The 23805-nt window shown below is 46.4% G+C and carries 22 protein-coding genes; 3 read left to right on the top strand and 19 right to left on the bottom strand.

From position 1 onward, the window contains the following. The first annotated feature begins 81 nt into the window (after window positions 1-81). Complete coding sequence (locus B2739_RS06860; protein WP_331345109.1) at window positions 82-2025, top strand: formylglycine-generating enzyme family protein; 1944 nt, start codon at window positions 82-84, stop codon at window positions 2023-2025. Between the two features lie 183 nt (window positions 2026-2208). Here B2739_RS06860 and glmU read toward each other — a convergent pair whose 3' ends face one another. Further along, window positions 2209-3567, bottom strand: a complete 1359-nt coding sequence (gene glmU / locus B2739_RS06855; protein WP_331345108.1) for a bifunctional UDP-N-acetylglucosamine diphosphorylase/glucosamine-1-phosphate N-acetyltransferase GlmU — start codon at window positions 3565-3567, stop codon at window positions 2209-2211. Window positions 3568-3764: 197 nt separating this feature from the next. On the opposite strand from glmU, the gene B2739_RS06850 reads away from it, so the two are divergent. Further along, on the top strand, window positions 3765-4823 hold the full coding sequence (locus B2739_RS06850) for a glycoside hydrolase family 43 protein (RefSeq protein WP_331345107.1): 1059 nt from the start codon (window positions 3765-3767) through the stop codon (window positions 4821-4823). Between the two features lie 93 nt (window positions 4824-4916). On the opposite strand, the gene B2739_RS06845 is transcribed toward B2739_RS06850, so the two are convergent. The 18 genes from B2739_RS06845 to rpmH all read right to left on the bottom strand — a co-directional run bounded on the left by B2739_RS06845 (window position 4917) and on the right by rpmH (window position 21769). Further along, entirely contained in the window at window positions 4917-5342 is a 426-nt protein-coding gene (locus B2739_RS06845) for a F0F1 ATP synthase subunit epsilon (protein WP_331345106.1), read from the bottom strand. 101 nt (window positions 5343-5443) lie between these two features. After that, on the bottom strand, window positions 5444-6823 hold the full coding sequence (gene atpD / locus B2739_RS06840) for a F0F1 ATP synthase subunit beta (RefSeq protein ID WP_331345105.1): 1380 nt from the start codon (window positions 6821-6823) through the stop codon (window positions 5444-5446). A 113-nt stretch (window positions 6824-6936) separates the two neighbouring features. Continuing rightward, complete coding sequence (atpG, locus tag B2739_RS06835; protein WP_331345104.1) at window positions 6937-7800, bottom strand: F0F1 ATP synthase subunit gamma; 864 nt, start codon at window positions 7798-7800, stop codon at window positions 6937-6939. 74 nt (window positions 7801-7874) lie between these two features. Further along, the gene (gene atpA / locus B2739_RS06830) at window positions 7875-9419 is read right to left on the bottom strand and encodes a F0F1 ATP synthase subunit alpha (protein WP_331345103.1); all 1545 of its coding nucleotides are present in this window, start codon (window positions 9417-9419) and stop codon (window positions 7875-7877) included. A 22-nt stretch (window positions 9420-9441) separates the two neighbouring features. Further along, window positions 9442-9978 (bottom strand): F0F1 ATP synthase subunit delta, encoded by a 537-nt coding sequence (locus B2739_RS06825; RefSeq protein ID WP_331345102.1) that lies wholly within the window; start codon window positions 9976-9978, stop codon window positions 9442-9444. An 11-nt stretch (window positions 9979-9989) separates the two neighbouring features. Next, complete coding sequence (locus B2739_RS06820; RefSeq protein ID WP_049631333.1) at window positions 9990-10460, bottom strand: F0F1 ATP synthase subunit B; 471 nt, start codon at window positions 10458-10460, stop codon at window positions 9990-9992. A 51-nt stretch (window positions 10461-10511) separates the two neighbouring features. Then, entirely contained in the window at window positions 10512-10751 is a 240-nt protein-coding gene (gene atpE, locus B2739_RS06815) for a F0F1 ATP synthase subunit C (RefSeq protein ID WP_039916140.1), read from the bottom strand. Window positions 10752-10835: 84 nt separating this feature from the next. Then, window positions 10836-11741: a F0F1 ATP synthase subunit A gene (atpB, locus tag B2739_RS06810; RefSeq protein ID WP_331345101.1), complete on the bottom strand. Its 906-nt coding sequence runs from the start codon at window positions 11739-11741 to the stop codon at window positions 10836-10838. Between the two features lie 49 nt (window positions 11742-11790). Beyond that, entirely contained in the window at window positions 11791-12180 is a 390-nt protein-coding gene (locus B2739_RS06805; protein ID WP_331345100.1) for an ATP synthase subunit I, read from the bottom strand. A 293-nt stretch (window positions 12181-12473) separates the two neighbouring features. Then, on the bottom strand, window positions 12474-13385 hold the full coding sequence (locus B2739_RS06800) for a ParB/RepB/Spo0J family partition protein (protein WP_331345099.1): 912 nt from the start codon (window positions 13383-13385) through the stop codon (window positions 12474-12476). Between the two features lie 34 nt (window positions 13386-13419). Continuing rightward, complete coding sequence (locus tag B2739_RS06795; RefSeq protein WP_331345098.1) at window positions 13420-14223, bottom strand: ParA family protein; 804 nt, start codon at window positions 14221-14223, stop codon at window positions 13420-13422. 36 nt (window positions 14224-14259) lie between these two features. Next, a complete protein-coding gene (gene rsmG / locus B2739_RS06790) occupies window positions 14260-14880 on the bottom strand; it encodes a 16S rRNA (guanine(527)-N(7))-methyltransferase RsmG (protein ID WP_331345133.1) in 621 nt (206 codons plus the stop codon). A gap of 109 nt (window positions 14881-14989) precedes the next feature. Then, window positions 14990-16900, bottom strand: a complete 1911-nt coding sequence (gene mnmG / locus B2739_RS06785) for a tRNA uridine-5-carboxymethylaminomethyl(34) synthesis enzyme MnmG (protein ID WP_331345097.1) — start codon at window positions 16898-16900, stop codon at window positions 14990-14992. Window positions 16901-17674: 774 nt separating this feature from the next. Further along, complete coding sequence (gene mnmE / locus B2739_RS06780; RefSeq protein ID WP_331345096.1) at window positions 17675-19039, bottom strand: tRNA uridine-5-carboxymethylaminomethyl(34) synthesis GTPase MnmE; 1365 nt, start codon at window positions 19037-19039, stop codon at window positions 17675-17677. Between the two features lie 9 nt (window positions 19040-19048). Beyond that, window positions 19049-20719 (bottom strand): membrane protein insertase YidC, encoded by a 1671-nt coding sequence (gene yidC / locus B2739_RS06775; protein WP_331345095.1) that lies wholly within the window; start codon window positions 20717-20719, stop codon window positions 19049-19051. A gap of 1 nt (window position 20720) precedes the next feature. After that, on the bottom strand, window positions 20721-21023 hold the full coding sequence (yidD, locus tag B2739_RS06770; RefSeq protein ID WP_331345132.1) for a membrane protein insertion efficiency factor YidD: 303 nt from the start codon (window positions 21021-21023) through the stop codon (window positions 20721-20723). Beyond that, window positions 21016-21525, bottom strand: coding sequence for a ribonuclease P protein component (rnpA, locus tag B2739_RS06765; RefSeq protein ID WP_331345094.1), 510 nt, complete (start codon window positions 21523-21525; stop codon window positions 21016-21018). The genes yidD and rnpA overlap by 8 nt, the downstream gene beginning before the upstream one ends. Window positions 21526-21631: 106 nt before the next feature. After that, window positions 21632-21769, bottom strand: a complete 138-nt coding sequence (gene rpmH, locus B2739_RS06760) for a 50S ribosomal protein L34 (RefSeq protein ID WP_049631342.1) — start codon at window positions 21767-21769, stop codon at window positions 21632-21634. A 461-nt stretch (window positions 21770-22230) separates the two neighbouring features. On the opposite strand from rpmH, the gene dnaA reads away from it, so the two are divergent. Further along, complete coding sequence (gene dnaA, locus B2739_RS06755) at window positions 22231-23784, top strand: chromosomal replication initiator protein DnaA (protein ID WP_331345093.1); 1554 nt, start codon at window positions 22231-22233, stop codon at window positions 23782-23784. Window positions 23785-23805 lie beyond the last annotated feature (21 nt).

Here is a 23805-nt window from a genome sequence, read left to right as displayed (position 1 = left end):
AGAATTTAACTAGGATTTTTGCCACACAAACAGCCAATTTCACTCGCGCTCGTTTCACTTCTATCGTTAAGGACTTATCGAATGCGAATGACCCATTGCTCCCTACTAGCCAGTTTTGTTGGCTGCTTATCCACACTGGCACTTGCCCAATCTTCAACGCCTGCTACCACAGTGATCGAACCGATTATGGTCGCCATTCCCGCCGGGAATTTGTTAATGGGAGATGACAAGGCTGATACCCATTCCAATCATAAGCTGCGGGTGGATGGGTTCCAGCTGTCCAAGTACGAGGTGACTGAGGCCGAGTTCAATCAGTTCCTATTAGCCACGAGCTATAAACGGGAGGGTCAATGTTCCCTGATACAGGCCAACGTTAAGCTGGAGTTTCCTTTCTGGCCACCGCAGCAACCCGACCCGGATAATCTGAATACCCACGCTGCATACTGCATTAGCTGGGCCGATGCCAATGCCTACGTGGATTGGTTAAATGCCCAAACCGGCAAACACTATTTCCTACCCAGTGAAGTCCAGTGGGAATATGCCGCGCGCGCGCGCAGCAACAGCCGTTATATCCACGGGGACACGCCAACCAAACTTTGCGACTACGCCAATGTCTATGACACCCCACACCAACGGCAATCACGAGATTTGGATTTAGCCCAACCAGGTGTCGCCTGCAATGATTTCAGCACGTTCATTGCTGCCGTTGGCAGCTATAAACCCAATGCATTTGGCCTGCAGGATATGACGGGTAATGTCAGTGAATGGGTGGCCGATTGCGCGGAAGACAGGGATTCAGCAAACAAAGTGACGGCTTGCACTCGCCATATCTTGCGTGGTGGCTCTTGGGCGGATGCCGAAGACCGTGTCGAAATCGGCTATCGCCGTTTGCTGGAAGATAAAACACCGCGGGCACTGCAAGCCGGTTTCCGTTTGGCACTCAATAGCCGTGAGCAAAGCCATCGCGATGACAACTTCGAACGCAACATCCAACGCCAACAGGCGCAAGCCAAAACCCACAGAATCAATAGCCAGGCGCTGATCAAACACACACTCGCCGCACGCAAAACCTGGAACACTGGCGAGTTGTTGCTGCCACCCATGGTCTCTATCCCCGCCGGCGAATTTATGATGGGCAGCGACACCGACAAAAGAACCCAACCGGTTCATCGCGTCTCACTCAAGGCATTCAAGATGTCGGCCTACGAGGTAACGGTCAAACAATTTAAACAATTCGTCGAACACACGGGTTATGTGATTGGCGAAGACCGCTGCTGGAAATGGGTTGACGAAAAGGGCGGATCATTCAAAGTAGGTTTCGACATAGCCGCCGGTAATTGGCTAACACCCGCCTATGCACCGAGCGATTTCCACCCGGTAATGTGTGTCAGTTGGGATGACGCCAATGCCTATTTGCAATGGTTGTCCAAGACCACTGGCAAACATTATCGCCTGCCGACTGACGCCGAATGGGAATATGCCGCGCGCGCCGGTAGCACCAGCAAGTACGGTGTAAGCGATGATGAAAAAGCCCTGTGCGATTACGGCAATATCTGGGACGCAAGTGGCATGCGCGCGTTTGTGCGCGACAAAAAATATCAAGCAAAAACCATGGCCTGTGATGACGGATCGGAATACACCAGCATAGTCGGCCGCTATAAGCCTAACGCGTTCGGACTCTACGATATGCTCGGCAACGTGAGCGAGTGGACACAAGATTGTGACCGGGATAATTATGTAGGTGCCGCCAGCGATGGTTCTGCCTGGGTAGCAGAAAGCTGCATGATGCGCTCGCGCCGCGGCAGCCATTACGGCCCCGGTGATACGCAAGTGGCGTTTCGCGGCCATGGCGGGCAATCAAACCGCTCAAGTCTGGGTGAAGGTTTTCGTTTTGTAGAAGTGATTAACCCGGAAAATGTTTGCACCAAAGATTGCAATAAACCCGATGCCAAAAATAGTTTTGTCATCCAATTGGCGAGCGCACAAAAGGCACAGTCATTGAATAAAGTCGCCCGGAAAAACTAAACGCAGATACATATAGGTTGCAATCAATTTGCCCCCGGCTCAGATCACCAACGATTTGTGCCTGGGTGCAACACATCACTTTTTCTAATTCATATTCGCCACAATAAACTTCAAAATCTGCCTTGATATAGTTTTCATAAAAAACGAGGCACTTGGCCTCGTTTTTTATTTTTATCGTTTCGTTTATTTTTTTGTTGGACGTTCCCAGCCCTGAATATTGCGCTGTTTACTGCGCGCAATCGCAAGCTCCGCGGCTTCTACATCTTTAGTGATAATTGAGCCCGCACCCACAGTTGCGCCCGCGCCAATTTTTACCGGAGCAACTAATGCAGAGTTGGAGCCGATAAACGCGTTATCGCCAATCTCGGTTTTAAATTTATTCACACCATCGTAATTACAGGTAATTGTGCCTGCGCCCACATTCACTTTAGTGCCGACTTTAGCATCGCCGATATAACTCAAGTGATTCACTTTACTGCCTTTGGCAATCACGGCTTTTTTAGTCTCGACAAAATTGCCGATTTTGACTTCATCGGCCAAATCAGTGCCTGGGCGCAAACGGGCGTAAGGGCCAATATCACAATTGGCTGCCATCACCGCTTGTTCAATATGGCTGAAGGCTTTGATGTGGGTTCCCGCTCCAATCTTGCTATTGATAATCACACAGTTGGGTTCAATCACCACACCATCACCCAACACAACATCGCCTTCAAACACACAGTTCACATCAATCACTACATCGCGGCCGGCGGTTAAATTGCCGCGAATATCAAGGCGCGAAGGATCGAGAAGTGTCACGCCCGCTACCATCAATTCATTGGCTTTTTGTTGTTGATAAAAACGTTCCAGTGCAGCCTGCTGCTGGCGATTATTAATACCTTCTACTTCTTCAACCGCATTGGGCTGTTCAACATGGATCGCAATACCATCGGCCTTGGCCATGGCAATAATGTCGGTGAGGTAATATTCACCCTGTGCGTTGTTGTTTTTTAATTGAGGCAACCATTTCTGCAAATGCGCTGCTTTAACCGCCATGATGCCGGTATTAATTTCAGCAATTTTTTTCTGCTCATCGCTGGCATCTTTGTGTTCAACAATGGCAATTACTGCACCTGAGGCATCGCGAACTATTCGGCCGTAACCGGTTGGATCTTGCATATTTACGGTAAGCAAACCCATTTGTTTTTCATTCACACCGGCAATCAGTTTTTGCAGGGTTTCTGCGCGGGTCAGCGGTACATCGCCGTAGAGGATTAATACCGTTGCATCATTGCGCAACTGGGGCAGGGCTTGTTGTACTGCGTGGCCAGTACCGAGTTGCTCTGCTTGCAACACAAATTTGACATCCGGCGCCGCCATTTTTTGTTCAACTTTTTCAGCACCGTGGCCGACGATGATCAATATTTTTTCGCCACCTACCTGACGTGCAGTATCCACGACATGTTGCACTAATGCTTTACCACCAATGGGGTGCAATACTTTGGGTAAGTCCGAGCGCATACGAGTGCCTTTGCCGGCAGCGAGGACGAGAATATCGAGCATATGGGTTCCTTTTGCGATCGTGGTATGAGTGATATCGCCCATTCTAACGGGTTGCGGGCGTTGATGCTGCGATAGGGCGATAATTGTCCCCTCGCAATTAACGGAATTTTACCCTGTCTAATCGTTACTTGATAAACACTCAGCTCGATTTAAAACAGAATTGTCGCAACGGCGATAAAAAATTGCAGACCTAACCTATGAAAAAACTCATGAATGCTTATTTCATCGCGTTGTGCGCAAGCGCTTTTTTTCAAACCAGCCCGACATTAGCGGCTAACCCTATCGTACCCGGATGGTACGCCGATCCGGAAATCCGGATTTTTGAAGGTCAATTCTGGATTTATCCAACTTATTCCGCTGGGGTATCTACACCCGACCTGCCTGTCACCCTCAGTGAAAGCCAAAAGCAACAACGCACTCAAACGGGCATCTGGTCACCATTTTTGAAACAGACCTTCCTCGATGCTTTTTCGTCCCGGGATTTGGTCAATTGGACTAAACATCAGCGTGTGTTGGATATCAAAGATGTCTCTTGGGCAGCTTATGCGGTTTGGGCTCCTTCTATTATTCATGCCAATGACAAATATTATTTGTTCTTCAGTGCCAACAATATTCTTAACGATAAACAACCCGGTGGTATTGGCGTTGCTGTTAGCGATAAGCCTGATGGCCCATTTCGCGATCTACTGGGTAAACCGTTAATCAACAAAATCCACAATGGTGCGCAACCGATAGACCAAATGGTATTTCGCGATGACGATGGCCAGTTCTACATTTATTACGGTGGCTGGAAGCACTGCAACGTCGCAAAATTGAGCAAGGATTTACGTCGCCTTGAACCTTTCGAAGATGGTGAATTTTTTAAAGAAATCACGCCCGCAAATGAGTATGTCGAGGGTTCGTTTATGGTGAAACGCAATGGTATTTATTATTTGATGTGGTCGGAAGGTGAATGGACCGCATCGGATTACAGTGTTGCCTATGCAATGGCGAAATCACCACTCGGCCCATTCAACCGTATCGGCAAAATATTACAGCAGGATTTAACCATCGCCAAAGGAGCAGGGCACAATTCAGTGGTTAATATTCCAGGTACTGACGATTGGTATATTGCTTATCATCGACGTCCACTCAATACCGAAGACGGTAATCATCGCGAGCTCGCAATAGATCATTTGTATTTTAATACGGATGGCACCATCAAACCGGTGATGATGACCAATGAAGGAATTGCTCCGGTGGCAACATTAAAATAATTTCTAACAACAGAATTTGCTTTTTAAGCAAAAAAATTTGTGGCAATAAAAAAGGCGACCCGAAGGTCGCCTTTTTTGTCCAACAACAAATGCTTACTTGCCCGCTTTTTTGCGAATTGCCTGCAAGGTGCGCAATTGAGCAGCAGCTTCTGCCAGTTGCGCGGCAGCGCGCTGGAAATCGATCTCGCTGGATTGATCTGCCAGTTGTTGTTGCGCTAATTGCTGTGCTTCCAAAGCTGCAGCTTCATCCATATCGTCCGCGCGTAAAGCGGTATCCGCCAACACGGTCACATGGTAAGGCTGAACTTCAAGATAGCCACCGGAAACGAAGAAAATTTCCTCAGCACCACCTTGTTTGATAAGACGCACAGGACCAGGCTTGATACCCGTCAACAATGGGGCGTGACCGTAGGCAATACCTACTTCTCCCAAGCTACCAGTAGTGATTACCATCTCTACCAGACCAGAGAAAATTTCACGCTCAGCACTGACGATATCGCATTGAAGAGTCATGGCCATTTTTGTGTCTCGGTTATCTTGCGTTACTTTTCAGTTAAATCTTCACAGCTAAATCGGAGAAGCTAATCAGCAACAGCCCCGCGTTAACAGGGCTGACTCAATTACTTGAGCTTGCTGGCTTTTTCGATAGCTTCGTCGATTGAACCTACCATGTAGAAAGCTTGTTCTGGCAGGTGATCGTAATCACCGGCTAACAAACCTTTGAAACCACGGATGGTTTCTTTCAGTGGAACGTATTTGCCTGGCGAACCAGTGAATACTTCCGCTACGTGGAAAGGTTGTGACAAGAAACGTTCGATCTTACGCGCACGGGATACGGTTTGTTTGTCTTCTTCTGACAATTCGTCCATACCAAGGATCGCGATGATGTCTTTCAACTCTTTGTAGCGTTGCAATACGGTTTGAACACCGCGCGCTACTGAGTAGTGCTCGTTGCCGATAACCATTGGGTCCAATTGACGTGAAGTGGAATCCAGTGGATCAATCGCCGGGTAAATACCTTTTGCAGCGATATCACGGCTCAATACTACGGTTGAGTCCAAGTGCGCAAAGGTGGTAGCAGGAGACGGGTCAGTCAAGTCGTCCGCTGGTACGTATACCGCTTGTACAGAGGTAATAGAACCGATCTTGGTAGAAGTAATACGCTCTTGCAGAACGCCCATCTCTTCCGCCAATGTTGGTTGGTAACCTACCGCTGAAGGCATACGGCCCAACAATGCAGATACTTCGGTACCGGCCAGGGTGTAACGGTAAATGTTGTCAACGAACAACAGAACGTCTTTACCTTCGTCACGGAATTTTTCTGCCATGGTCAAACCAGTAAGAGCAACGCGCAAACGGTTTCCTGGCGGCTCATTCATCTGGCCGTAAACCATCGCTACTTTGTCTACTACGTTAGAGTCTTTCATCTCATGGTAGAAGTCGTTACCTTCACGGGTACGCTCACCTACACCGGCAAACACTGACAGACCACTGTGTTCTTTTGCGATGTTGTTGATGAGTTCCATCATGTTTACGGTTTTGCCTACACCCGCACCACCGAACAAACCAACTTTACCGCCTTTAGCAAAAGGGCAAACCAAGTCAATTACTTTGATACCGGTTTCGAGCAATTCTTCTGAAGCTGCTAACTCTTCATATTTAGGCGCAGCGCGGTGAATCTGCATACGCTCTTTTTCGCCGATTGGACCCGCTTCATCAATTGGGTTACCCAATACGTCCATGATACGACCAAGGGTTTCAACACCCACTGGCACTTTGATTGGCTCGTTAGTGTTGGTCACAGTTAAACCGCGACGCAAACCTTCTGAGGAACCAAGAGCAATAGTACGGACTACGCCGTCGCCTAATTGCTGTTGCACTTCGAGGGTCAGGTTGCCTTCGGTAATAACCAGTGCGTCATACACTTTAGGCACTGCATCGCGTGGGAATTCCACATCGATGACGGCGCCGATAATCTGAACGATACGTCCGCTACTCATTTCCGGTTCCTCTTTGTTCCAGAAATTCCAGATCCCTTTTAATAAAACTCAGGGCTCTGAAGGATTAAATACAAAAATCGTTAGCCTTTCAGGGCAGATGCAAACTACGCAGCTTATTGGATCGCTGCCGCACCGCCCACAATTTCTGACAGTTCCTGGGTGATCGCTGCCTGACGCGCTTTGTTGTAAATCAACTTCAAGCTATCAATCAATTCACCGGCGTTGTCGGTTGCACTCTTCATTGCAATCATCCGCGCCGCTTGTTCAGAGGCCGCGTTTTCAACTACCGCTTGATAGACTTGTGATTCGATAAAGCGAGTTAGCAACCCTTTCAACAGGAACTCTGCATCTGGCTCGTAGATATAATCCCAGTGATGTTTCAACTTGGTATTTTCTTCGGCAACCAAAGGCAGCAATTGGCGAACTTTTGGTGTTTGGGTCATGGTGTTAACAAAGTCGTTGCTCACCAGGAACAACTTGTCGATAGTGCCGGCTTCAAACGCATCCAGCATTACCTTCACACTACCAATCAGGTCAGCCACTTGCGGGGCTTCGCCGATATCGCGAGTTGAAGCAACGACATTGCCGCCAAAGCTTTTGAAAAACTGACCAGCTTTGGCACCAATCAAACCCAAATCAATCGCTACACCTTTGTCGGCCCAAGCCTTCATGTCCCGGATAGAAGCTTTGAACAGGTTAGTGTTCAAGCCACCACACAGGCCGCGATCACTGGAAACAATGATGTAACCCACGCGCTTAACATCGCGCTCTTTCATAAAACGGTGTTTGTATTCGGGGCTGGAGTTGGCCAGATGCCCGACTACTTCACGGATACGCTGGGCATAAGGTTTACCCAATTGCATCCGCTCTTGCGCACGACGCATTTTACTCGCGGCGACCATTTCCATCGCGCTGGTAATTTTCTGCGTGCTTTTGACGCTCGCTATCTGCGTCCGAATTTCTTTTGTGCTTGCCATCTCTCGAACCCCGGTTAAGGCCTTGCGGCCTAAAAGGTTAGAGATCGCCGCGAATTAACGCAGCGATCGCCAGATTACCAGGTGCGGCTCGCTTTCAGCTTGGTCACCAGCTCTTTGAACTTGCCTTCCAATTCGCTGTTCCAATCACCAGTGGCATCGATATGAGCCATAGTGTCAGCGTATTCGGATTTGGCGAAAGACAGCAGAGCCGCTTCGAAGTCCAGCACTTTGCTTACTTCGATATCTTTCAGGTGACCTTCGTTCGCAGCGAACAGTACCAATGCCATTTGCGCAACGCTCAATGGAGCAAATTGTTTTTGCTTCATCAGCTCGGTAACACGTTGACCGTGTTCCAATTGCGATTTGGTTGCTTCGTCCAAGTCAGATGCGAACTGGGAGAATGCCGCCAACTCACGGTATTGCGCCAATGCGGTACGGATACCACCGGAGAGTTTCTTGATAACTTTAGTTTGTGCAGCACCACCTACACGCGATACCGAAATACCAGCGTTCATCGCAGGACGGATACCTGAGTTGAACATGGACGATTCAAGGAAGATCTGTCCATCGGTAATAGAAATCACGTTGGTTGGAACGAACGCAGAAACGTCACCGGCCTGGGTTTCGATGATTGGCAATGCGGTCAAGGAACCGGTTTTACCTTTCACTTCACCTTTGGTGAATTTCTCTACGTACTCTTCGCTTACGCGAGAAGCACGCTCAAGCAGACGTGAGTGGAGATAGAACACGTCGCCAGGATAAGCTTCGCGGCCTGGTGGGCGACGCAGCAACAAGGAAATTTGACGGTAAGCCCAAGCTTGCTTGGTCAGGTCATCATAAATAATCAGGGCATCTTGTCCGCGATCACGGAAATATTCACCCATAGTACAACCGGTGAATGCTGCCAGGAATTGCATAGACGCAGGATCAGAAGCAGTAGCTGCGATCACAATGGTATGATCCATAGCACCGTTTTCTTCCAGCTTGCGCACAACGCTCGCAACAGAAGAGGCTTTTTGACCGATCGCTACATAAATACACTTAATGCCAGAACCTTTTTGGTTAATGATGGCATCAACGGCGATAGCGGTTTTACCAATTTGGCGGTCACCGATGATCAGCTCACGCTGGCCGCGGCCGATTGGTACCATTGCATCGATTGCTTTCAAACCGATTTGTACTGGCTGGTCTACCGACTTACGCCAAATTACGCCCGGTGCAATTTTCTCAACTGCGTCGGTCATTTTGGTGCTCAGCGGACCTTTACCGTCGATTGGATTACCAAGAGCGTCAACAACGCGACCCAGCAATTCCGGACCAACAGGCACTTCAAGGATACGGCCAGTACACTTACATTTTTGGCCTTCGGCCACACCGCGGTAGTCACCCAGAATTACAGCACCAACGGAGTCGCGCTCCAGGTTCAGTGCCATACCGTAAATACCGCCTTCAAATTCAATCATCTCACCGTACATAACATCGGCGAGACCGTGAATACGAATAATACCGTCAGTTACGGAAACGACAGTACCTTCGTTTTGTGCTTCTGTTGAAAACTCAAGGCCAGCAATGCGCTGCTTGATGATTTCACTGATTTCAGAAGGATTCAGTTGCTGCATGCTCTGTTCCTCAACCCTAAAATTAGGATTTCATTGCTTCGGCGAGCTTCGCCAAGCGACCACGGACTGAACCGTCAATAACCATATCGCCAGTGGAGATAACAATCCCACCAAGCAGGTTCTTATCTACCGAACCTTGCACACTGACTTTACGATCCAGTTTGGCGCTCAGGGCCTGAGCCAATTTGTTAATCAAGTCAACAGGCAACTCGTAAGCTGCTGTTACCTCGACATCAATAGTTTTTTCTTGCTGGGCTTTCAGTCTGGCAAACAGCTCTTTCACATAGGGAAGAAGTGCCAAACGTTTGTTGCTTGCAAGGGTGTGGATGAAATTCTTTTGATTCTCATCCAGTTGTTCACCACAAACCTGTACAAAAACGGAAGCTTTCTGCTGTGCCGACAAACCAGATGCGCTCAACGCTTTTTTCACCTGATCTTGTTCGGCAACGGCGGCTGAAACTTCCAGAGCTTCAAACCATGACTGCAATTTGTTGGCAGCCAGGGCGAACTCGAATGCTGCTTTGGCGTAAGGTCTAGCCAGGGTAGTGAGTTCAGCCATATCTACCTCTCTTACAGCTGCGCAGCGAGTTTGTTTACCAACTCGTTGTGAGCGTTTTGATCGATAGAAGATTCCAGAATCTTTTCTGCACCGGCCAATGCCAGAGTCACTACCTTCGCACGCAATTCTTCACGTGCACGGGCAGTAGCCTGATCAATTTCAGCTTGGGCAGCGGCTTTAACACGATCCGCCTCAACACGCGCTTTCTCTTTTGCTTCTTCAACAATTTCGATAGCGCGTTTGTTTGCTTGATCAATGATTGCGGCAGCTTCTTTCTTTGCAGACGTCAGTTGCTCAACCACTTTTTGTTTAGCCAGTTCGAGATCTTTTTCAGCTTTATCGGCAGCCTGAAGACCATCAGCGATACGCTTGCTACGCTCTGCCATTGCCGCAACAATGGGTGGCCACACAAAGCGATGTGTCAGATAAATGAAGATGACAAACGCCACCATCTGACCGATAAGAGTTGCATTAAGATTCACGTTTAGATGCCTTTGTTAAAGGAATTTAAATCGCAAACACGACAGCTAAAATTAGGCGCCAGTTGCGAACAGGATGTACATACCAATACCAACACCGATCATTGGTACCGCGTCAACCAGACCCATAACAACGAAGAATTGAGTACGCAACATCGGGATCAATTCTGGTTGACGAGCACCGCCTTCCAAAAACTTACCGCCGAGAATACCTACACCAATGGCAGCACCAACAGCACCCAAACCAATTACCAGTGCACCTGCCAAATAAATCAAAGCTTGAGCTTCAGTCACAGTGTTTTCTCCTACTAAGTTGATAAATAAAAATTAAAAGAACAAACAAAAAAAACAATTTACAAAACGGGTTACAAAAAACGCTTAGTGTTGCTCATCGGTTTGATAAGCCATGCTCATGTACACAATGGTCAATGACATGAAAATAAGGGCTTGCAAGAAGATAATCAGAATATGGAATAAAGCCCAAATAACCTGAATCACACCAGCAACACCGGCAAAAATGATCCCTGCACCGTAAAGGATCGCTACCAGGATAAAAATAATTTCGCCTGCATAAAGGTTACCGAACAGCCGCAAACCCAGAGAAACTGGCTTCGCAATCAAGCCTGGCAATTCCAATACGAGGTTCACAGGGATAAAGAGCGTTTGGATAATCGGATTGCTGCTGCTGAACGGGTGCAAAGTCAGCTCTTTAAGGAAGCCCAACAAACCTTTTTGAGTAATGCTGAACCAAAGAATCAGGATGAATACACAAAAGGCCATGCCTAAAGTGATATTAGGATCGGTTGTAGGAACCACCTTGAAATACACATGATGCGGATCCATACCCAGTACATTGGCACCAAATAGTTGAGCCAAGCCAGGAAGTAGATCGATGGCAACCAAATCCATCGCGTTCATGAAAAATACCCACACAAAAACGGTCAATGCCATAGGGGCAATCATGGAGTTTTTGTAAGGGAACATGCTTTTGACATTGCCTTCGACAAATTCGACTGCCGCTTCAACTGCGTTTTGCATGCCGGTTGGTACATCGCTGGTTACTTTTTTGGCAACACTACGGAAAATCAGAAAAAACACTGTTGCCAGAAATACTGACCACCCCAATGTATCAACATTGAAAGCCCAAAAACCCATTTGTGCAGCTTCATCACTAGTGTGTGCGAACCCCCAAGTACCATCCGGTAATTGGCCATAGGTAAGGTTGGTGAGGTGGTGTTTAATGTATTCGGAGGATGTTAATGCTTCGTTTTCGGCGGATGACATCGTTAAGTTCCAAAATTAAAGTTGAAAAAACGTTTGACCTACTAACGCTCTAGACCTTGCGGCGCATCAGTGGGTAGATCCAGGCAACAACCTGAACCATCACATAAGCCATGATCATGGTGGCGGCATAAGCGGCTTCTTTCAGAAACCCAATCTGCTTGAACGCCAGCAGGAACAAGACGGCTGTGATTATAAATTTTCCAAACTCACCCACATAAAATGCTGTGAGCATTTTTTGGGTTGGTGCACCCAACGCAGGGCGAAACACCACAAGCGCCAGCCACAAGTTGGCTGTCACACCAATTATTCCACCGATTAAAATTGAAATTGCGATCGAATAGTTGATCGCCAAGGCAGTAGCGGCAGCAACCAGAGTCGATACCAACTGGGCGGCTACTGTTTGGAGAGCTGTATCACGCCCCTTTAGATAACGAGACAAGTGTTTTCACCCCCCAATTTTTGCGGCGGCATTTTGTCACAAACACGGTCTTATTACCATTAGTAACAAGTTTATGTTCCTTGCGCCCAAACGTGGCGCATTATAGAGACTAAGCCCCCCAGCGGCAACCTTCGAGCTAGCATCAAACTCAAAAACTGACTAGTAAATTTGCTGTAAATTTAGGCACTGTTTTGAGACTTACTGCCGCTTGTGGCTAATGGAGAGCATTACAACTAGATATAGATACAAGACATCGAAATCAGGATGCATTGTAGAGGATGAAAAAGTAAAAATTATTTAATGTGACCAAGAATGCCATCAAGTTCATCAAGGGAATTGTAACTGATGACCAATTTGCCTTTCCCTTTGGCACTGTGCTGAATTTCCACGCCGGCTCCCAAGGTTTCCGACAATTGATCTTGCAGGTGGCGAATATCAGCCGACACTTTGACTTCTGGCGTCACTTTTTCCTGATGTTGATTTTCCTGTAGCTGACGAACCAATGCCTCTGTTTGACGTACAGACAATCCCCTGGCGACTACCTGGCGGGCAATTTCTTTCTGCTGCAACGGTTCCAGAGTCAATAAAGCGCGGGCGTGTCCCATCTCCAGATCGCCATGTTCCAGCAATGTTTTGACTTCTTCGCTTAATGCAATCAAGCGCAACAGATTGGTCACCGTAGTACGTGACTTGCCCACCGCGTGGGCAACTTCTGCATGGGTTAACTCAAATTCATCTTGTAAGCGCTTTAATGCAACCGCTTCTTCAATGGGATTTAGATTTTCGCGCTGGATATTTTCAATCAGAGCCATCGCAATGGCAGCTTCATCGGGCACGTCGCGAATCACCGCGGGGATTCTATCTAGTCCCGCTAATTGTGTTGCACGCCAGCGACGCTCACCGGCAATGATTTCGTAGCGTCCCTCACCAATGCTGCGCACTACAATTGGTTGCATTACACCTTGGACTTTTATCGATTCAGCCAGCTCTTCCAACGCTTCCTGATGCATATCACGGCGTGGCTGGTATTTACCACGTTGGATTAACTCGACGGGTAAGTGCGCGAGTTTGCCATCTTTATATTCAATTTTTTGATCCGCCTCGCTTGGGGTAATAGGCATTTCCGGCGCTGGCGCAGTCACTCCCAAACCTGCACTCAGGAGTGCATCCAAGCCTTTACCCAAACCTTTGCGTTTACTCGACATTCTTGTTGGCCTTATATAATCAAAAAACGAATTTTTAGTTGGTTGCTACAACTTCTGCAGCAGATTTGTTGCTGGATTCATTGCGACGCAAAATTTCACCCGCTAGAGCAAGATACGCTATAGCGCCTTTGGATTGACGATCAAAAGCCAACACCGGCATACCAAAACTTGGAGCTTCAGCAAGACGCACATTGCGTGGAATACAGGTGCGATACAAGCGATCTCCAAAATGTTGCTGCAATTGTGCGGATACATCGTTAGTCAGACTGTTGCGCGGATCGTACATAGTGCGCAATAGACCTTCGATTTTTAAATGTGGATTCAATACTTTTTGAATTTGATTGATAGTGCCAACCAAAGCCGACAAACCTTCCAGTGCATAATATTCGCATTGCATGGCAATAATGACACCATCGCATGCCGTTAATGCGTTCAAAGTTAGCATGTTCAACGAAGGAGGGCAGTCAATCAGAATATAATCAAATTGGTCACGCACCAGGTTAAGCGCATTTTGTAAACGGCGTTCTTTATTATCGAGCGCAAGCATTTCAACTTCTGCCGCAGTCAAATCACCATTTGCTGGCAACACTTGGTACTTACCGCTTTCCGATAATACCAAACAATCATTTATTGACTCGCGTTCGGTGAGCACATCGTAAATGGACTTTTCCACTTCGTTTTTATTCACGCCACTGCCCATGGTAGCGTTGCCTTGCGGATCAAGATCAACCAGCAATACACGTTTCTTGGTCGCAACCAAAGACGCCGCCAGATTCACGCAGGTTGTTGTTTTGCCCACGCCGCCTTTTTGGTTTGCAATCGCATAGATCTTGGTCAAGTGACAATCCTATAACCACCGCGTGGTTGAAAAATTTTATTGTTTAGACTGCAGGATTAATAAATGGCGTTCGCCATCCGTTTCTGCGACAACTAATTTAATACTTTCCAATAACTCAATTTTGTCGCTGATGGGTGCCAACTCATCTTCCGGAAAAATGCCTTTCATAGCGAGAAAAATTCCATCTTTCGCAACAAGGTTTGCACAACCTTCAGTCATATCCTGCAAACTGGCAAAAGCACGGCTAATGACGCCGTGAAATTTTTCTGCCGGATTAAACTCTTCTACGCGGCGATTTTCTACGGTTACGTTTGTTAACCCCAGTAAGGTTTTTACGTGAAATAAAAACCGGGTTTTTTTACCATTGCTATCCAACAACGTAAATTGTTTTTCAGGGAACATAATTGCCAACGGAATTCCCGGAAGGCCACCACCAGTTCCTACATCAATTATCCGCGTTAACGGACATTTTTTTTCTACTCTGGCTTTATGTGAGTTGAACCAAGGAACCACACTTAGACTATCTAAAAGGTGGCGCGAAACCATTTGCTGGATATCACGAACCGCTGACAAATTATAAGCTTTGTTCCATTTTTCAAATTCACCGACATACGCCAGCAATTTTTCTGTTTGTTCACCGGTGAGCAAAACCGACATCTCAGCTGCACCGCGTACCAGCTGTTGCGTTAATCTATCGTGTAATTCTGGTTCAATCACGTGGACTACTCAATGTATCCGCGAAGCGGAAAAAAATTTTATTCGCTGATTAACTGGCTTGTTGTTCAGGTGTATCTTCTTTTAAACGCTTAAGTACACCGCGTTTTTTCAAATACACTAATACCAGTGATATTGCTGCCGGTGTTACACCAGAAATACGCGATGCACGGGCTAAAGTTTGTGGCCTTGCTGCGATGAGTTTCTGTTTTACTTCATTCGATAAGCCATCGACTTGTGAATAATCAAAGTCATCAGGAATAATCGTATTTTCATATGCACGTAAGCGGTCAACATCTTCTTGCTGACGCTCAATATAGCCAGAATATTTTGCCCCGATCTCAACTTGTTCGGCAGCAGCTACATTGGCAAGTGATTCGCCTTTTAAAGGTGCAACATCAGCATAGGTTAATTCCGGCCTTTTTAACAAATCCATCAAACTGTATTCGCGTGTCAATTTAGTCTGGATTTTTTGCTCAACTAATTCTGCTTCAGCGGAACCGGCTTGAATCCAGGTTGAACGTAAGCGCTGTTGTTCCAATTCGATTTGTTCGCGTTTATCACAGAAAATTTTCCATTGCTCATCACCGATCAAACCAAGTTCCCGGCCTTTTTCGGTCAAACGCAAATCTGCGTTGTCTTCACGCAATAGCAGGCGATATTCCGCACGGCTAGTAAACATGCGATAAGGCTCTTTGGTTCCCAGTGTAATCAGATCGTCAACCAGTACGCCGATGTAGGCTTGATCGCGGGTCGGACACCAAGCTTCTTTTTCCTGGGCGCGCAGCGCGGCATTGATACCTGCAAGCATACCTTGCGCACCCGCTTCTTCGTAACCCGTGGTGCCGTTAATCTGGCCGGCAAAAAACAATCCGCCAATTACTTTGGTTTCCAGACTGTGTTGCAAATCCTGTGGATTGAAAAAATCGTATTCAATCGCGTAACCGGGGCGAAGGATATGCGCGTTTTCAAAACCTTTCATTGAGCGCACGATTTCCAACTGCACATCAAACGGCAAGCTGGTGGAAATCCCGTTCGGATAAAGCTCGTGTGTGGTAAGTCCTTCAGGTTCGATAAAAATCTGATGCGAATCTTTATCCGCGAAGCGGTGAATTTTATCTTCAATCGATGGACAGTAACGCGGACCAATCCCTTCAATTACACCTGAGTACATAGGTGAACGGTCGAGATTGCGGCGAATAACATCGTGAGTTTTTTCGTTGGTATGGGTGATGTAGCAACAAATCTGGCGCGGTTGCATTTCACGGTTACCACGCACCGACATCACCGGGCGAGGTTCATCACCCCATTGTTTTTCCAACACATCAAAATTAACTGTACGGGCATCAACACGGGGAGGTGTACCCGTTTTTAAACGATCAACGCGCAACGGCAATTCACGCAAACGTTTTGATAGCGCAATCGATGGAGGATCGCCTGCGCGGCCGCCGGAATAATTTTGCAAACCGATATGGATCAAACCACCCAAGAAGGTACCGGCAGTCAACACTACCTGGTCGGCCATAAATTTCAGCCCCATTTGCGTCACTACACCACGCACCTGGTCGTTTTCAACAATCAGGTCATCAGCAGCTTGTTGGAAGATCCACAGATTCTCCTGATTCTCCAAGGTTTCGCGGATCGCTGCTTTGTAGAGAATCCGGTCAGCCTGAGCCCGGGTCGCACGCACGGCAGGCCCTTTACGCGCATTCAGGACGCGAAATTGGATACCGCCTTTATCGGTAGCCAACGCCATAGCGCCGCCAAGTGCATCGATTTCTTTCACCAGATGACTTTTGCCAATCCCGCCAATTGCGGGATTACATGACATTTGCCCAAGGGTTTCAATGTTGTGGGTGAGGAGCAGGGTTTTACAACCCATACGTGCCGACGCCAGACACGCCTCAGTACCGGCATGGCCGCCACCAATCACAATCACATCAAAACGATCCGGGAAAATCATCGCTCACACCTTGCAGCTTAACTGCGTACTTAGCCGAAATATGACCTGTAGGTCAAAAGGGGCGACATTATAGAGCGAGTCTTGGTTTTGCACAAAACTTGTACAGGGATTAATCAACGCTTTTTTATCACGTATTTCTCAACGAAGAGGGATTTGACGTTTTATCTGAGACAAGGACGTTAAAGACAAGCCCCATGGACGGGCTCACGGCGTGTCCCAGGTAAAAGTTCAAATTTCCTTTTACTGATACTTTTCCAAAAAAAGTGTTCGCGTTACAACAAAGGAGAATTTTTTTAAAAGAGAAATATATATTTTGTTATTTAGGGTTTTAATGATGTTGTTATATATAGTGCTCTATATTTCTGTGGGTAAGTATAAAAATATTATTATTTTCAAATATTTATGATGATGATAACCGATAGGAAAAAGACTCTATAAGCTGCGCTTAAGCTGATTGAAAGCTGGTTGTAACACCTTGAGTTATACAGAGAGGAGAGAAAAAGTGAGTTATCCCCAAAACTCTGCCCAGTTTTTGTCATGAACACACACAGGTTTGTGCACAAGATATCTGTATTAATAATAAAATTTCTCGATAAAACAGGTATTTACCTCTAAATCTTAATATTTTCTGTGGATAACCTGTGTAACTGTGTGGAAAAACATGAAGATAAGCCGGTATTAAGGTTTCCCTTACTGGAAGCTTTGGTGTGAAAGGTGTGATTTTGAGGATGGGGTTAATTAAAGATAAGAATAAGAAAGGTGATGAAATTTACGTCATTTACCTATGCAGAAACTGCTGAAGATCCTGCCTAAAAGATCATCAGGGGTAAATTCACCGGTAATTTCACCCAGGCTATTTTGCGCCTGACGTAAATCTTCGGCCAATAGCTCACCTGCGGCATAGCCATGGAGTTGGGCTTTACCTGAATTCAGGAACGATTGAGCACGTTCAAGTGCATCCAAATGGCGACGGCGCGCAGTAAAACCGCTTTCTCCGGTCTCGCTGTAGCCCATGATAGTTTTGAGATGCTGTTTTAAGTCATCGATTCCCGCACCGGTTGCTGCACTTATTCCGATATAAGTATTGTGTTTGTTTGATGTAAACAAACCTGCAGCTTCATTGCTGAGATCGATTTTGTTGCGCACAAGGGTAATCTTGTTTGGATCTTGTAGTCGTTCGACAAATTCTGGCCAGATTTCCCGCGGATCCGTTAATTGGCTCTGACGGCTATCCACCAGTAGCAATACCCGATCAGCTTGTTGAATTTCTTGCCAGGCGCGCTGGATACCAATTTGTTCTACTTCATCCGGGCTTTCGCGTAAACCGGCGGTATCGATAATATGCAATGGCATACCATCGATATGGATGTGTTCGCGCAGGACGTCGCGAGTCGTGCCTTCAATACTGGTGACAATGGCAGATTCACGGCCGCTCAGGGCATTGAGCAGGCTGGATTTTCCGGCGTTTGGACGGCCAGCAATCACTACGCGCATACCATCGCGCATCAAGACACCCTGTCTTGCTTCTTTAAAAACGTTTTCCAGTTTATCGATGATGGTATTCAGGTCATTGGCGACTTTGCCATCGCTGAGGAAATCAATTTCTTCTTCAGGAAAGTCGATAGAGGCTTCCACGTAAATACGCAAGTGGATCAATGCTTCAACCAACTCATGGATACGTTTGGAAAAAGCCCCCTGCAAAGAGTGAAGTGCGTTGCGTGCAGCTTGCTCGGTTGTGGCATCAATCAAGTCGGCGATGGCTTCGGCTTGGGCGAGATCGAGCTTGTCGTTTAAAAATGCCCGTTCAGAAAATTCGCCCGGGCGCGCAAGGCGGATCCCCAGTTGGGTAATTTCCTGCAAGAGTAAATCGAGAATGACCGGGCCGCCATGGCCCTGCAATTCAAGGACATCTTCACCAGTAAAGGAATTGGGGCCGGGGAAAAACAGGGCTATGCCTTGATCGAGCACATCACCCTTGCGGTTTTTGAAATCGCAATAATGTGCGTAGCGTGGCTGGATATTAATAGAAAGAAGAGTTTCCGCAACGAGCCTGGCTTTGGCACCAGAGACCCGGATAATACCGACACCACCGCGGCCAGTGGCGGTAGCGATGGCGGCGATAGTGTCGGTAATAATCATAACGGTAACTTATTTTGCAGAAGGTTCAGCTTCGATCTGTTTAGTAATGATGTATTGCTGGATGATCGACAAGGTGTTGTTGGTTACCCAGTAGAGTACCAAACCAGCAGGGAACCACAGGAACATAAAGGTAAACACAAACGGCAGCATATTCATAATGCGCGCTTGCATAGGATCTGTCGGTTGCGGGTTCAGCTTCTGCATGAAGTACATGGTAATACCGTAAATAATCGGTAGTACAAAGTAGGGGTCTTTTACCGATAGATCGAGAATCCACCCGAAGAATGGTGAATGACGCAATTCAACTGATTCCATCAGCACATAATAAAGTGCAAGGAATACCGGCATCTGGATCAGCAGAGGTAAACAGCCACCAAATGGATTTACTTTCTCGGTTTTGTAGAGCTTCATCATCTCTTGTGAGAATTTTTGACGATCATCGCCATAGCGCTCTTTCATTTCGGCCATTTTCGGCGCTAATTTGCGCATTTTCGCCATAGATTTATAGCTGGTTGCGGATAGTTTAAAGAATAGTATCTTCACGCAAAGAGTGAGTCCGATAATCGCCAAGCCCCAGTTACCAACTAGATTGTGAATAAACTTAAGAACCGCGAATAAAGGTTTTGATACCCACCAAAGCCAACCATAATCTACTGTCAGATCCAGATGAGGTGAAATTTCTGCAAGCCTTTCTGTGTCTTTTGCACCCGCATAAAAATGGGCACCTATAACCCCTTGGGTTCCCGGAGCCACTTCGGTGACTTTACCGGTAAATCCTAATAGGTAGAGATCATTGCTACCTAATTTGCGCAGGTGGAAAGTATTTTGACTTTCTGCATCTGGTATCCATGCGCTAATAAAATAGTGCTGTACCATCGCGACCCAACCGCCTTTTTCAGTTGTTTTGAATTCATTTTCGGCAATTTTGGCAAAAGTAAGTTTTTTGTAATTTTCTTCAGGTGTGGTAATCGCGGCACCCAAAAATGGATTCATTTCTAACGCGCTGACTTTGACAAAGTTTTGGCTGTCGCGTTTGATTTGACCATAAAGTTGTGCTGACCAAGGAGTATTACTTTGGTTATCAATCAGGTATTCGATATTGATTAAATAATCACCACGGGTGAAGGTAAAACGCTTGGTAATCTTTACCTCACCTTGTTGCAAGAACAAATCAACCTGTAATTGGTTATCACCTTCTTTCAATGAATATTCTTGTTTTTCACTGGTAAATAGAGGACGGCCTTGCGCAGTATCTGTCCCGTTAACACCAATCAAACCACTTTGTGCGAGATAAGTATGGTTGTCACGGTTATCGAGCAATACAAAAGGTTGGTCAGGTGTATTCAATTTCAGGTAATGGCGTGGAAGTGCCAATTGCACGATATCGCCACCCAATGGATTAATTGTCAGATCAAAGCTGTCTGTTTTAACGCGAATTAGCTTACTGGCAGCCAATGTTGTTTTTTCAGCCTCAGATAGATTATTGGATGCAATCGGTATTTCACTGCTTGCCGAAGGTGATGGAACCCCAGTAGCTGAAGAAGACGTTTCTGTTGCTATGGCTTGGCTTGCCATTGCAGGTTGTGAGGGTAATTGTTCTTGATATTCATGCCAGCGGATAACCAACATCAACAAGGTTGCGAGAATTGCTGCAATTAACAGGTTTTTTTGCCAATCCATCTTAATGACTGCCATCTGTAGTGTGTGAGTGAAAAGAACAACATTTGTTGTTTTTTGGTTCAGGTATCTTTGATTCAGGTACCAGGTCTATCCCGCCTTCATGCCAGGGGTGGCATTTTAGTAGGCGACGCAGGGTTAGATAAGACCCTGTAAAAAATCCATGCCGGATAATTGCTTCTTCCGAGTAATGTGAACAGCTGGGATAAAAACGGCATTGGTTACCAATCCAGGGGCTTAATATATAGCGATAAGCGTGAAGCAGCTTGATCGCCAGCCAAACCAGACAGGCGTTCGCTCTACTCATCAGTTGTTTTAGTATCTGCATTGATAGGTTCCCCACTTGTCCGGGGTTGCGATGTTAACCGATGATGGCGCACTTTTTTGAAAATTCGCTGCCACTGCTGATTTAATTGCTGGTTAAAGTCGGTATTAGATAGGCTATCCATGCCTTTACGCGATAAAACCACAATATCCAAACCAGCTAAATCTTGCTGGTAAAGACGAAAGCTCTCGCGGGTTAAACGCTTCATACGGTTTCGTTCAACTGCCAGGCGGATGTGTTTTTTTGCCATAACCAATCCCAAACGCGGCTGGGTTAGCTGGTTCTCACGGGCAAGGATCAAGAAAAACTGATGTGAAGCGCGAAAAGGAGCATCATCAAATACTGGTTTGAAATCAGCAGCGCAGAGTAAACGTAGGGATTTGGTAAAACGAGATGAAGCAGATTTGGAATCTAATCCAAAGCGAGCGTTGCTTTGGGTTTGATTCGAACTAGCAGGCTGTTGAAATTCTATTTTGGCTGGCATAAGTGCGCTAAAAATAGTCTGGGAACGACCGTTATCGACTACTTTATTTCACGTTTGCCAATAACAAATTTCAACAAACTGCTAGTGAACCAAGAATCGATGGCGATTAAACGCGAGTCAGTTCTGCACGGCCTTTCGCACGACGGCGAGCCAATACTTGACGACCACTTTTGGTTGCCATGCGAGCACGGAAACCGTGATTGCGAACGCGTTTCAGATTGCTGGGTTGGAATGTTCTTTTCATGATAAACCTGTTAAAAATCCTGAGTTAATTCACACGGTGTGCGAAAAGAGGCGGGATTCTAATGAATGCCTTCTGCTAAAGCAAATAATTTTGAGCAAATAATCAACAAAACATTTGTTTTTCATTAGTTCCTCATTATCACCAGTTTTCCCTCAGTTAATTCATATCTTATACACAGGGTTATCCACAGATTAATTGTTTAATATGTCAATAATCTACATGCAATATGTGTTTTTTAATGAATGTACGAGTTGCTAACTACTTGAATTTTAATGTCTAAGTTTTGACCTGATAATTTTTTTATGGTTGTTGTGGATAACTCTGTTATGCGGGAGTAGACTTGCCACCCCCTGTGCAAAACCCTGCCGGGATACTTACTTTATGTGTTCCTGATACTTCTATTGGGAAGATCTTCAATTCAATAAACAATAACAGTCATTTGTTTGTCGGGAGTTCTGGTTTTGTTGCAGTCAATTTGGAAATTATGTGCCGCCAGTTTGCAGGATGAGTTGCCTTCACAGCAATTCAATACCTGGATTCGGCCATTGCAAATTGATGAATCTGCTGCCCCGCAAGAATTGCGGTTATTGGCGCCTAATCGATTTATTTGTGATTGGGTATCGGAAAAATTCCTTAACCGTATCCGTGAATTGGCTAGTCATTATCATCAGGATAATAATTTACAAGTGGCTGTAGGCGTGGCACCTAAACCTGTAACTGGATTTCAGGTGAATCAACGCAGACCGGTAGTTGTGCCGCCGGCTACAAAAGAGCAGCTACCCAGAGATTCATTTGCAATTGATTTACCAGCGTTTAATTCGCCCGATGAAAACCTTTCTGCGCAAGATACCAATCAGAAAACTTCGTTAATAATGCCTGTATATGCAGGTAAAGTTACCGATTATGACCTTACTTCACGTGATATTGCCCAAGAAAATACAGATGCCTATACGCGCCCAACGCCGGAAGTGGAAGTAGAAGGTGGCCTTAAACACAGTAACTATTTAAATGTGTCATCGACTTTCGCTACTTTTGTTGAAGGTAAATCAAACCAGTTAGGTTTGGCGGCAGCGCGTCAAGTAGCTGAAAACCCGGGTGGAGCTTACAACCCTCTTTTTATCTACGGTGGTGTAGGGCTTGGGAAAACACACTTGATGCAAGCCGTCGGCAACGCGATGGTTGCGCGCAATCTGAATGCCAAAGTCGTGTATTTGCATTCCGAGCGTTTTGTGGCGGATATGGTAAAAGCATTGCAATTGAATGCGATTAACGATTTCAAACGTTATTACCGTTCAATGGATGCATTATTGATTGACGATATCCAATTCTTTGCAGGCAAAGAGCGATCGCAAGAAGAGTTTTTCCACACCTTCAACTCACTGCTTGAAGGTGGCCGCCAGATTATTCTGACCTGTGATCGCTTCCCGAAAGAAATCAATGGATTGGAAGAGCGATTGAAGTCCCGTTTTGGTTGGGGCTTAACGGTCGCTGTTGAGCCGCCAGAGTTGGAAACACGCGTGGCGATCCTGATGAAGAAGGCTGAGCAGGTCAATATTGAGTTGCCACATGAAGCGGCATTTTTTATTGCCCAGCGCATCCGCGCCAATGTGCGTGATCTTGAAGGTGCGCTCAAACGTGTGATCGCCAGTGCCAATTTCACTGGTAGGCCAATTGATGTTGAACTGGTGCGTGAGGCGTTGAAAGATTTGCTGGCGCTACAGGATAAACAGGTAGGTATTGATAATATCCAGCGCGTAGTATGTGAATATTACAAAATCAAAATGAATGACATGATCTCCAAGCGACGCAGCCGCTCAGTGGCGCGCCCGCGTCAGGTTGCAATGGCTTTGGCTAAAGAATTGACCAACCACAGTTTGCCAGAGATTGGCGAAGCATTTGGCGGACGCGACCATACAACCGTGTTACATGCGTGCCGCAAAATCAAGGAATTACAAGAAGAAACAGCGGATATCCGCGAGGACATGAAAAACTTGCTGCGCTCGCTGACAACTTGATATAAACGCTGTTGTTTTGTG

The sequence above is a fragment of the Cellvibrio sp. UBA7661 genome (assembly GCA_002483365.1).
Lineage (GTDB): Bacteria > Pseudomonadota > Gammaproteobacteria > Pseudomonadales > Cellvibrionaceae > Cellvibrio.
Note: the sequence above shows the minus strand (reverse complement) of the source record. Positions and strands in the feature narration are given on the sequence as shown.

What these genes read in the sequence shown, in the direction of transcription:
- atpG (WP_331345104.1), bottom strand. Translation starts at nt 7,800, where the DNA reads ATGGCAAGCACAAAAGAAATTCGGACGCAGATAGCGAGCGTCAAAAGC.
- B2739_RS06825 (WP_331345102.1), bottom strand. Translation starts at nt 9,978, where the DNA reads ATGGCTGAACTCACTACCCTGGCTAGACCTTACGCCAAAGCAGCATTC.
- atpB (WP_331345101.1), bottom strand. Translation starts at nt 11,741, where the DNA reads ATGTCATCCGCCGAAAACGAAGCATTAACATCCTCCGAATACATTAAA.
- B2739_RS06850 (WP_331345107.1), top strand. Translation starts at nt 3,765, where the DNA reads ATGAAAAAACTCATGAATGCTTATTTCATCGCGTTGTGCGCAAGCGCT.
- B2739_RS06845 (WP_331345106.1), bottom strand. Translation starts at nt 5,342, where the DNA reads ATGGCCATGACTCTTCAATGCGATATCGTCAGTGCTGAGCGTGAAATT.
- mnmE (WP_331345096.1), bottom strand. Translation starts at nt 19,039, where the DNA reads ATGATTATTACCGACACTATCGCCGCCATCGCTACCGCCACTGGCCGC.
- rpmH (WP_049631342.1), bottom strand. Translation starts at nt 21,769, where the DNA reads ATGAAAAGAACATTCCAACCCAGCAATCTGAAACGCGTTCGCAATCAC.
- atpD (WP_331345105.1), bottom strand. Translation starts at nt 6,823, where the DNA reads ATGAGTAGCGGACGTATCGTTCAGATTATCGGCGCCGTCATCGATGTG.
- rnpA (WP_331345094.1), bottom strand. Translation starts at nt 21,525, where the DNA reads ATGCCAGCCAAAATAGAATTTCAACAGCCTGCTAGTTCGAATCAAACC.
- B2739_RS06860 (WP_331345109.1), top strand. Translation starts at nt 82, where the DNA reads ATGCGAATGACCCATTGCTCCCTACTAGCCAGTTTTGTTGGCTGCTTA.
- B2739_RS06800 (WP_331345099.1), bottom strand. Translation starts at nt 13,385, where the DNA reads ATGTCGAGTAAACGCAAAGGTTTGGGTAAAGGCTTGGATGCACTCCTG.
- atpA (WP_331345103.1), bottom strand. Translation starts at nt 9,419, where the DNA reads ATGCAGCAACTGAATCCTTCTGAAATCAGTGAAATCATCAAGCAGCGC.
- glmU (WP_331345108.1), bottom strand. Translation starts at nt 3,567, where the DNA reads ATGCTCGATATTCTCGTCCTCGCTGCCGGCAAAGGCACTCGTATGCGC.
- yidD (WP_331345132.1), bottom strand. Translation starts at nt 21,023, where the DNA reads ATGAGTAGAGCGAACGCCTGTCTGGTTTGGCTGGCGATCAAGCTGCTT.
- yidC (WP_331345095.1), bottom strand. Translation starts at nt 20,719, where the DNA reads ATGGATTGGCAAAAAAACCTGTTAATTGCAGCAATTCTCGCAACCTTG.
- rsmG (WP_331345133.1), bottom strand. Translation starts at nt 14,880, where the DNA reads ATGTCGGTTTTGCTCACCGGTGAACAAACAGAAAAATTGCTGGCGTAT.
- mnmG (WP_331345097.1), bottom strand. Translation starts at nt 16,900, where the DNA reads ATGATTTTCCCGGATCGTTTTGATGTGATTGTGATTGGTGGCGGCCAT.